General features: G+C 29.0%; 8 protein-coding genes and 1 tRNA gene. 4 read left to right on the top strand and 5 right to left on the bottom strand.

Going from position 1 to position 9456, the window contains the following annotated elements; translation table 4 throughout:
* Nucleotide 1: 1 nt before the first annotated feature.
* Nucleotides 2–1060, top strand: coding sequence for an ABC transporter ATP-binding protein (locus NPA07_RS05590; RefSeq protein WP_126118213.1), 1059 nt, complete (start codon nucleotides 2–4; stop codon nucleotides 1058–1060).
* Nucleotides 1061–1116: 56 nt separating this feature from the next.
* On the opposite strand, the gene NPA07_RS05585 is transcribed toward NPA07_RS05590, so the two are convergent.
* Together NPA07_RS05585 and NPA07_RS05580 are read right to left on the bottom strand one after the other, a co-directional pair.
* Complete coding sequence (locus tag NPA07_RS05585; RefSeq protein WP_126118214.1) at nucleotides 1117–1821, bottom strand: MAG0920 family protein; 705 nt, start codon at nucleotides 1819–1821, stop codon at nucleotides 1117–1119.
* Nucleotides 1822–2049: 228 nt separating this feature from the next.
* Complete coding sequence (locus tag NPA07_RS05580) at nucleotides 2050–3138, bottom strand: DNA-methyltransferase (protein ID WP_305880351.1); 1089 nt, start codon at nucleotides 3136–3138, stop codon at nucleotides 2050–2052.
* A gap of 153 nt (nucleotides 3139–3291) precedes the next feature.
* On the opposite strand from NPA07_RS05580, the gene NPA07_RS05575 reads away from it, so the two are divergent.
* On the top strand, nucleotides 3292–4206 hold the full coding sequence (locus NPA07_RS05575) for a phosphatidate cytidylyltransferase (RefSeq protein WP_126118215.1): 915 nt from the start codon (nucleotides 3292–3294) through the stop codon (nucleotides 4204–4206).
* A gap of 28 nt (nucleotides 4207–4234) precedes the next feature.
* Nucleotides 4235–5371, top strand: a complete 1137-nt coding sequence (locus tag NPA07_RS05570) for a pyridoxal-phosphate-dependent aminotransferase family protein (RefSeq protein WP_126118216.1) — start codon at nucleotides 4235–4237, stop codon at nucleotides 5369–5371.
* 82 nt (nucleotides 5372–5453) lie between these two features.
* Here the strand turns inward: NPA07_RS05570 and rplA are convergent, their stop codons facing one another.
* Together rplA and rplK are read right to left on the bottom strand one after the other, a co-directional pair.
* Complete coding sequence (gene rplA / locus NPA07_RS05565) at nucleotides 5454–6149, bottom strand: 50S ribosomal protein L1 (RefSeq protein ID WP_126118217.1); 696 nt, start codon at nucleotides 6147–6149, stop codon at nucleotides 5454–5456.
* Nucleotides 6149–6751 (bottom strand): 50S ribosomal protein L11, encoded by a 603-nt coding sequence (gene rplK, locus NPA07_RS05560; protein ID WP_126118218.1) that lies wholly within the window; start codon nucleotides 6749–6751, stop codon nucleotides 6149–6151. Before rplK ends, rplA begins: the two co-directional genes overlap by 1 nt.
* Before the next feature lie 383 nt (nucleotides 6752–7134).
* Between rplK and NPA07_RS05555 the strand changes: the two genes are divergently transcribed.
* A tRNA-Lys gene (locus NPA07_RS05555) sits at nucleotides 7135–7210 on the top strand.
* 76 nt (nucleotides 7211–7286) lie between these two features.
* Here NPA07_RS05555 and NPA07_RS05550 read toward each other — a convergent pair.
* Nucleotides 7287–9128: a ribonuclease J gene (locus NPA07_RS05550; protein WP_126118219.1), complete on the bottom strand. Its 1842-nt coding sequence runs from the start codon at nucleotides 9126–9128 to the stop codon at nucleotides 7287–7289.
* Nucleotides 9129–9456: the final 328 nt, after the last annotated feature.

The raw sequence follows: 9456 nt of genomic DNA, 5'->3' as shown, positions 1-9456 counted from the left end.
AATGTCTGATGAACTAGAAAAAAAAGAAAAAGAGATTAAAAAATCTCAATCTTCTAAAACTAATAAAAAGACTATAAAAAAGCCACGCAAGAAAAAAGAAGATACAAATTTATTGCAAGCTATTATTAAAGAAGAGCAAATACTTGAAGAACAAATTAGCGAACTAGAAATTGATAAAAACGTTAAGATTACAAAAGAAAATGTCTTTGAACTTCTTGATAAAGATAGTTCAAAAAAGAATATTGTTGTTCCTAAAAAAGTAAGAAAATTACTTGTCAAACTTTCGAAAAGAAAAAGAAAGAAAGATGGTAATGAAAATTTGAAAAATTCAGAAGGCACAGTTATTGAGGTTAAAAATGTTAGCAAATATTATGTTAGCGGAAACATAGTTACTAGAGTTTTAAAAGATGTCTCAGTAGACATTAAAAAAGGCGAACTAATGCTTATTTTTGGTGTTAGTGGTGGTGGAAAAAGTACACTTTTAAACCTTATTTCAGGTCTTGATAGACCATCAAAAGGTCAAGTAATTGTTTGTGATAATAACCTACCTTATATGTCAGATAGTAAACTAACTCTTTTTAGAAGAAAACATCTAAGTTTTATTTTCCAAAACTATAATTTATTAGCAAACTTAAATGCTTTTGATAATGTACAAACAGGAGCTTACTTACAAAAAGACCCTGCTAAAAAAGTGGATATTGTTGAATTATTCAAGGAATTTGAAATGGAAGAAGAAATTTCAAAATTTCCATCTCAAATGTCCGGTGGACAACAGCAAAGAGTTTCGATTATGCGTGCATTGGCAAAGAATTCTGACATAATCTTTGCTGATGAACCAACCGGAGCCCTTGATGAAGCAACAACAAAAATCGTCTTAAGATTTCTCTACAATATAAATAAAGAAACAGGAGCTACTGTTGTTATGGTTAGCCATAATCCAATTATGGCCCAGATGGCTGATAGAATTATCCATGTTGTTAAAGGAAGAATTGACAAGGTTGAAGTAAACCAAAAACCAACACACCCAGATGATATTGATCTTTTCAAAATGGAAAAATAAAAAATATTCCTCGCAATTTGAGGAATATTTTTAATAAAAAACCGTAAGAAGAAAGGTTATTGGTTAGTTTTTTTAATCTTAATTATTCCGTATTTAATAGCTTCATCTTTAAACATATTAATGTCGAAATTTTTATTTGTCTTAAACGGGTGGACTAATTCAGAATCTATTAATAAAAATCTATAAACCATTAATCTTTTTTTGTCATTACTTATTTTTTCAGGCTTTTTAAAGATTTTATTTGTTGTTAATGAACCCATTGATCAAAATGTAATTTTTTTGTTTGTGAACAAACATTCTTGTTCTACACTTGTTTCAGTATCTATTTTGTTTTCGATTAAATTTTCATCCGAAAGTGTAATATTGATTTTTTCTCATTTTTTATTATTAACTAAATTATTAAGGAAAAGGGCAACAAAAAACATACTCATAAAAAGAAAATATACATTAATAAGAAATGGTATAACTGTTAGTAAATTTTTGTGTTCAAAATCATATGTCTTCATTGCAATACCAACAACTGCACATGCAATCATTTCAAATATTCACAAAAATATTGTGCTAGACGATATTGTAAAAAATCTAATATTATCTTTAATTAAATAATCTTGAACCTTAATGCCTTTGCTAATACACATTTTTCTGGAAGCACCAGCAGAATAGAATATTCTTCTAGAAAAAGGTAAAATAGTTAAGATAATAACTGAAATAAACATTAAAGCATTAACAATAGATAAAATTATCCAAATAATTTGTTCCATAGCAACCCCTTAAATTAATTTATATGAAAATTATAATCCTTTTATAAGTTTGCTGTTTTCTTTTATCAAGGAAGTTTATAAAAACCAAAATATCCATAAAACAGATATTTTGGTAAAAAGATAGTTTTATTCACTATATTCTATTTTTATAATTTCAATGGTTGAATTTATTATGTTCTTAACTGAATTAACTATTTTATCTTTGATTTTACTATTATTCATAATTGATTATTCAATGTTTGAATTGCAAATGTATCTTAGCTCATCTATTGAAATCAGTTTATTATTTTTGTTTTTTATTCAAAAAAAGTCTCAACCATTGTAATTATCAACGCCCTTATGTTTTGCGGCCATTTTGTGTATTGACAATGTTTCAATCTTATCATTTACATAACCATTTTCAGTTAAGTAACCAATGAATTTACCTTTTTTGTCAAAAAGTTCTTCATTTATTTTTAAATAACCATTATCAATCAACTGTTTAGTTGATATTTTAGGTGGTTTAATTTCATATTTCAAATTATGCAAATCGTTGTTTTCGAATAACACTTTTTCTATTCTTTTGTTAGCTGCTTTAATATACTTTTCTTCTCTTTCAATACCCACAAAATTTCTTCCTAATTTTTTGGCTACAGCCCCAGTTGTTCCAGATCCCATGAAAGGATCTAGGATTATATCATTTGGTTTTGAACTTGAAAGTATAACTTTATATAATAGTTTTTCTGGTTTTTGTGTTGAGTGAACTTTACTGCCGGTTTCATCTTTAAGTCTTTCGTTACCAATGCAAATGCCTATATCTCAAACACTTTTATCCTGAATATCATTATTTAGGAATTTCATTGTTTTATAGTTGAATGTAAATTTCGAATTTTTAGATTTCGAACACCAAATTAATGTTTCGTGAGCATTTTTAAATCTAGTACCGCCAAAGTTTGGTACTGCATTTGGTTTGTTTCAAATAACATCATTTAAAATTCAAAAACCTAAATTTTGCATAATGTAACCAAGCCTGAAAATATTTTGAAAAGAACCAATAACCCAAATTGAGCCACTATCTTTTAGGACTCTTTTACATTCTTTTAATCATTGAAATGTAAAATTGTCATATTCTTCAAAACTAGAAAATTTATCTCATGCATCATTAACCCCACTAAATTTAGAACCATCTGTTCTTAATAATTCGCCTTCAGTTTGCATCCAATAAGGCGGATCTGCAAAAATTAAATCAATAGACTTATCGGGCATCTTTTTCAACTCTTCAATTGTGTCACCATGAATTATTTTGTTTATTTTATCCATATCAATTTGAATAGTCATTTCAACTCCTTACAATTCAACAACCAAAATAATAAAATTAAATAAATATCATTGCTTTTTTGCTTTAAACAGTACATAAATAAATTGCTTATCAGCCTATTTTATAGTTTTACATTGCTAATTAATTTTATAAAACAATGTATAATTATTTACATGAAACTATTTAAAAATAGAATACTACCGGGCTTCATATTTCTTACACTAATGTTAGTCATAATGATTCCAATGGCAATTTATGGACCAACAAATTTTGAAGCAAGAATTGCTTCATATGTTTTTAGTGCATGTGCGTTCATTGTTCTATGTTATGAATATTTTAAAGCACACCATATAAAATGGTATGTTAATTTTTTGTTTATTTTGGTTATTTTGCCAACTGTTATATTTCCAATTAAAAATTTTAACGAGTTAATCATATTTTCTTTAAAAACAAAAAGAGAATGACATTCATTTTTCATTGAAAATATTGCTAGAGATTGATTTACTCTGCTCATCTTACTTGGGGTTTCAATTGCATTTACTTTTGTTGAATTTGCAGAGAGAAATAATATGTCTTTGGAAGATAGATTCGTTAGAGCAATCACAATGATGATTTCATTGTACTTAATTATAATATCAATAAAAACCATTCAGTTAACCCTTATCCTGAAATGAGAATATACAATTTTAATTTTTGCAATTCCAACATGCTGCGATATTTTTGGCTATCTTGGTGGTTCAGTTGCAGGAAAAAAATGAATTAAGCAACCTTTTGCTCCAACCATATCACCAAAGAAAACATGAGAAGGATTTATTTTCGCAATACTTTTCGGGATTTCAACAGGCCTAGGTTTAATTCTTGGTTTTAAATTACTTAATAACAATATTTTCGCACAAATTACAGCATCAATATTTATGCCAGTATTTGCAATTTTAGGTGATTTATACTTTTCGTATATAAAAAGAATAAATGCAATTAAAGATTATTCAAAAATTCTTCTTAGTCACGGAGGAGTTTTGGACCGTTTTGATAGTGTATCATTTAGCACATTTTTCTTCCTTATTTCATATGTTATTTTTGGTCTTTAAAACCAAAAAAAATTTTTTGGAGGTTTTTATGAGTTTACCGCACAAAAAGAACATATGTAACTATAAAACAAAGGTACTCTTTACACCAGGTCCAATAAACAACTATTATGAAGTTGCTAAGGTGCTATCAGATGTTTCAATTCACCACAGAAGTGAAGAATTTAAGTCATATTTTATTGAAACAGGAGAATTAATTAAAAAACATTTTGGCACAACAGATGCAATGCCGTTGTTTTTAACTGTTTCAGCTTCAGGTGCAATGGAAGCGTCAATTGTTAATTTAGTAGAACCAGGTAATAAAGTTCTACTTGTTGAGTGTGGTTTTTTTGGCAAAAGATTTAAAGACATATTATTAAGGCTGGTAGGTAAAGATTATCTAGATGTTATTCATTATGAAAATGGACAAGCATTTAATCCTGAAGACATTAAAGAAAAATTAAAAAAATGTCATTATAAAGCAATTTTTATGACCCATCATGAGACATCAACAGGTGTGCTAAATAATATGAATGTAATTTCTAAATTAATTAAGGAATATGCCAAAGATTCATTATTTATTCTTGATACTGTTAGTTCATTTTTACATGAGGAAATTCACTTTGACAAGTGAGAATTAGATGTTGCTATGGCAACAAGTGGCAAGGGTTTTTGTACTTTACCTGGTTTAAGTTGTATTCTACTTTCAAAAAGAGCACAGTCAGTTGCAAAAAATAATAAAAATTTTAAATTCTATTTCGATTTTGCTAAATATATAGATTTTCATAATGAGGGTTCTTCAACACCTTTTACACCAGCAACAACAACACTAATGTCGCTATATGCTTCACTAAAGATTATTGAGCAAAAAGGTATTGAAACAATAAGAAGTGAAAAAAAGAAAATATTCAACTTTATGAAGAAAAGTTTAATTAAATTAGGTTTTGCTAGTGCAGTGCAAGAAGAAAATGAAACGCATGGACTTTTGGTTTTAGCAGTACCTGAAAGTGTTGATGCATTTGAATTAAGAAAGAAAGTAGATGAAAAATACAACTTGTATTTTGAACTTGGTATAGGATCACAAAGAAAAACACATATAAGAATTGGAATACCTAATACAATTAATATGTTTAAAGCCAAAAAATTGGTATATGCTCTTAAAGAAGTTTTGGCCCATTGAAAAAGCTAAAAGTACTATAAAACAGTCAAATAGGACAATAGTGTCCTATTTTTTGTACAAAAAAACCCCCATATTTGGAAGTTTTTAATTATTATTTTTCAATTTTAACCTTAACACCAGGGCCCATTGTTGATGTTACAACAAGGTTTTGCATGTAAGCACCTTTAACAGCAGCAGGTTTAAGTTTTTTAATTAAAGAGATAACTGTTTGAGCATTTTCAACTAGTTGTTCGGTTGTCATATTTAGTTTACCAATAATTGTATGTACAATACCCGCTTTGTCTGTACGATAGTTTGCCTTACCTTTTTTAAGTTCAGCAACTGTTTTGTCAGGTGTAGGTGTAACAGTACCTGTTTTAGGGTTTGGCATCAAGCCCTTAGGACCAAGTTTCTTACCGTATTTACCTAATAAGGGCATCATTGCAGGATCTGCTACCATAACATCAAAATCAAATTCATCTTCTTTGATTTTTTGTTCAAGTGCAGGTCCATCAACTACAATATCAGCACCAGCAGCTTTTGATGATTTTTGAAGTGCTGGATTATTTGAAACAACTAAAACGCGAACATTTTTACCTGTTCCGTTAGGTAATAATACTGCACCGCGCAATTGTTGGTCAGCTTTTCTAACGTCAAGGTTTAATTTAAAAATTAATTCTACTGTAGGAACAAATTTTGTAAATGATGTTCTTTTAACAATTTCTAAAGCTTCATTTAAATCATAAGCAATTGTTTTGTCAAATGATTCACGAGCATTTCTTATTTTCTTTCCACCTTTAAGAGACATTATTCTTCCCCTTCTTTAGCAGCACTTTTTTCATCTGAAATTGTTTTAACATCAATTGCTTTACCTTTGGTTTCTTTTAATAAGTTTTGTGCTTCATCTAGTGCAGCAACTTTTTCAGCTGCTGCTTGTTCAGCTTTAACTGCTTTTGCAGCTTCAGCTTTTCTAGCGGCAACATTTTCAAAACCTTCGATAACAATACCCATTTGTTTTGCTGTACCAGCAATTGTTCTCATAGCAGCTTCAATATCTTTTGTGTTTAAGTCAGGTAATTTGTATTCAGCAATTTCTCTTAATTGTTCCTTTGTAATTGTAGCGGCGATTGTAGTTTTAGAATTTGAACTACCTTTGTTTAATTTAGCAGCTTGCTTTAATTTGTATGAAGCAGGTGCTGTGAATAATTTATATTCAAATGATTTGTCTTTGTAAACGGTAATTTCAACAGGAACTGGTTCATTACCTCTATCACGTGTTGCATCGTTGAAAGCACGAGTGAAATCAGGCATATTGATTCCAACACCAGCTAATGCTGGACCAGGTTTAGCTTGGCCAGCAATAAATTGCAACTTACGAACACGGACAATATCAGCTTTTGATTTTGCCATTGTAATATCCTTTCGATAAGTGTGGTACTAATGATACTTTTTATTTTCTCTCCCACTAGTTAGAGGCAATTATTTATAATTGCTTTTCAATTATATACAAAATCCAGAAATATTTAAGTATTTTAACTAACAATTTGACCTAAAAAAGTTAGCAATATTTCTGAACAAATAATTGAAATTATAAAAGTAAATCACCTAAAAAAATTTGTGATTTTCTAAAAGGAATAAAGTAAATAGTGAGTTAATTTATAATAAAAAAATGTTTTACATGCAAAAACATTGCTTGATAAGAATTTAATTTGTTTTGGAATTCAACTTTTATAATTTTGAATTTTAAAAAAACTTTAAATAAATCGCAAATGTTATATAATAAGTTAACAAAAGCACCGTTAGCTCAGTTGGTAGAGCAGCTGGCTCTTAACCAGCGGGTCACAGGTTCGAGCCCTGTACGGTGTACCAAATCATTTTTGACCAAAAAGGCTGTTTTATAGCCAAATTTAAAAAAATAGCAATAACAGAAAATTACTATTTTTTATTATTCCTCATCTTCGTCATCATGAATATCTTCGGTAATTTCAACGTTTTCACCAAAAATTTCGCTCTTAACTTCTTTAAGAGTTGCAGATGCTTTTTTAGATTTTTCTTCATCTTTTGCATTTTTATCATTAAATTTTATTTTACTTTTTGCAAAAGCTGGTTCATTTTCATCATCACTAAAGAGAACTGTTGGAACAATTACAGGTCTTCTTCTTTTTTCTTTATAGAACAAGTTTTCAAGGCGTTCAACAATTAATTGTTTAAGATCCACAACATTTCAATTTGGAGTATTCTTAATATAGAATAAAGCAGCCCCATGAGCTATTCTTTTAGCCTCTTCAACTAATTCAAGTGAAGTTTTTACATAAAAACTTCCACGACTTACTAAACTTGGCCGTCCTATTATTGAGTTATTTTTTTTGTTAATATTCATAACTATATTGACAAAACCACTATCAGCTAATTTTGCTCTTTCTTTAAGAATATTTGCACTTAAATTTAAGGTTGTATGACCATCAATATAAATAGGCCCACAATTTATTTTCTCATCACTTGGTGTTATAACTTCATTAAGCATATTGTAAACTCTACCAATTTCAGGTATCATTACATTTTCTTCTTTAACGCCATTTCTAACTGCGCTTTGACCATGTACAATGCTCATTCTAAATTCACCATGGTATGGTAAAAAGTATTTAGGCTTTGTAAGTTGAAAAATTTTGTCATGTTCATGTTTATAAGCGTGGCCAGAAGTATGTAAGTAACCATCAACACCATTTTCTTTGATAATAGCACCTAATTTTGAAAGTCTATTAACCAAAAGTTCTATAACCATTCTATTTCCTGGAATTGGACTTGAAGAAAAAATAATTAAGTCACCCTTTTCAACTTTAACACTTTGGTGCTTACCATATGACATTCTTGATAAAGCAGCAAGTTGTTCGCCTTGAGATCCTGTAGTTAATATAACAAGGTCTTTTTCAGGAACTTTTGCAATTTCCTTTTTATCTACAAAAACACTTGCAGGCGCTTTAATACAACCCAATTTGCGACCAATTTTGATTCCTTGAACCATTGAACGACCAAAAGTTGCGACTTTTTTGCCTAATTTAACAGCAAGTTCAATAATAGCAGTTACTCTTGTTAGGTTTGAAGCAAAAGCAGTAATTATTGTTTTTCTTGTTGCTTGACGCATGTATTTTTCAATATCTGTTAAGATATCATTTTCACTCGGTGAGTGAAAAGGACGCATTGCATTTGTTGAATCCGATAAAAGAACTGTTAAGCCTTCTTTACCCATTTGATCTAATTTGGCAAAATCTGTATAGGTTTCACCGATTGGATTGTAATCAAATCTAAAGTCACCAGTACACATTACTGAACCATTAGGTGTCTTAACTCTGATACCAAAGGCATCTGGAATTGAGTGTTGCGCAGTTCAAAAATCAACAAAACATTCACCAAATTGATGAACTGCATTTTTTTCAATTTCAATAAATTCAACCTTATTCTTAAGTTTATTTTCATCAAATTTTAATTTAAGATATTGAATTGCTATACGAGGGGCAAAAATCTTTTTAACAGCCACTTGCTTCATTAAGTAAATTACACCACCAATATGATCCTCGTGTCCGTGGGTAATAAAAAGTCCCTCAATATTCTTATATTTTTGAGCTAAATAAGTGTAATCGGGAATAATTCCTTTAATACCTGTTATAGCTGTATCAGCAAATTTAATTCCTGCATCAATAATAAAAATTTGATTTTCATATTCAATTATTAATGAAGCTTTACCAATTTCTTGAACTCCACCAATAGGAATTAATCTAGTAGGATTCATATATTCTCCTTTATGTTTAAAAACTGCTATGAGCACCCTTATTCTTTAAATTAAGAATTTATTATAAGATGTAAAAATTAATACAGTTACTAAAATTAGTTATGTAATTATGATATCAAATAAAAGTAAAATTTACTACTAAAAAAATAAAAAAACTATAAGAATTTTATAGTTGCTTGTACCCGATATTTATTACGCATTAGCAACCAAAAAGCAGGTGCAAATTTGCTTATGGTTTTAGTTAAAATAAGCATAAAAACCAAGCCTTTAAATGTACAATCAGCAAAAAATAACGATTGTTTTTTTATGTGGGTTTAGTTAATTTAAC

Source organism: Mycoplasmopsis caviae, assembly GCF_024498215.1.
In the GTDB taxonomy this organism is placed as follows: Bacteria; Bacillota_I; Bacilli_A; order Mycoplasmatales; family Metamycoplasmataceae; genus Mycoplasmopsis; species Mycoplasmopsis caviae.
This window is presented reverse-complemented; position numbering and strand designations above follow the sequence as displayed.